This window comes from Vibrio sp. 378, assembly GCF_033339435.1.
In genome coordinates, this window is record NZ_JAWOUO010000527.1 from 1 (window position 1) to 718 (window position 718).

The following is a 718-nucleotide window of genomic DNA, read 5'->3' on the forward strand; positions in this document are numbered from 1 at the left end:
TTGATGTTCCAGCAGACGACGAATCGAGGTCATCTCTTCGCGCATGTTCTCCAGCTCTTTTGCTGACTCGTCACGCTCTTCAGAGGATGGGCGACGACGGTCATAGCGCGTAGGATCTAACTTCGGCGTTGGTCGCTCCAAACGGTTATCTTGAGCAATCAATTTCGCCAAAGGAGAGTCCGGCTGGTATGGCACGGGCTTTTCTTGGTTGTAGCTTTCGCGGTGCTTATTTTGGCGTTGCAATAGGGCTGATAACGAATCTTCGTTTTCCGCAACATGATCGTCAGATTCTGCTGCGCCACCACTGTATTGCTTCAGCATGTTCGCGAATCGCTGTGTCATCGAGCCTGATTTTTCTTTGCTGTTTTGTAGGCTAATTTTATCTTCATCTAAACTGCGATCTTGAAAACGATCGGCCGCTGATGACGACATTTGACGATGTTCGTTATAGCGATTCGATTGAGAAGCACCACGATTTGATTGCGAAGAAGCACTGGATGAAGACGGATTGGATTCATTATCCACTGCAGCAACAATCGCTACACCGCCTGCCACTTTCTTGTTTGACATGATCACCGCATCTGCACCCAACTCCTCTTTCACTTGGAGCAGCGCTGATCGCATGTCTTTGGCAAAAAATCGCTTTATTTTCAAACTATGAATCCATTAATGATGCGTGAGATTAATTACCCACGGCTTGCACAATTCTGATCTGTTT

Annotated in this window: 1 protein-coding gene; it reads right to left on the reverse strand. The window is 46.9% G+C overall.

Annotated features, from left to right (window positions below; genetic code table 11):
- On the reverse strand, window positions 1-654 hold a 654-nt coding region (locus R7Q48_RS27330; protein WP_318133397.1), incomplete at its 3' end, for a hypothetical protein.
- Window positions 655-718: the final 64 nt, after the last annotated feature.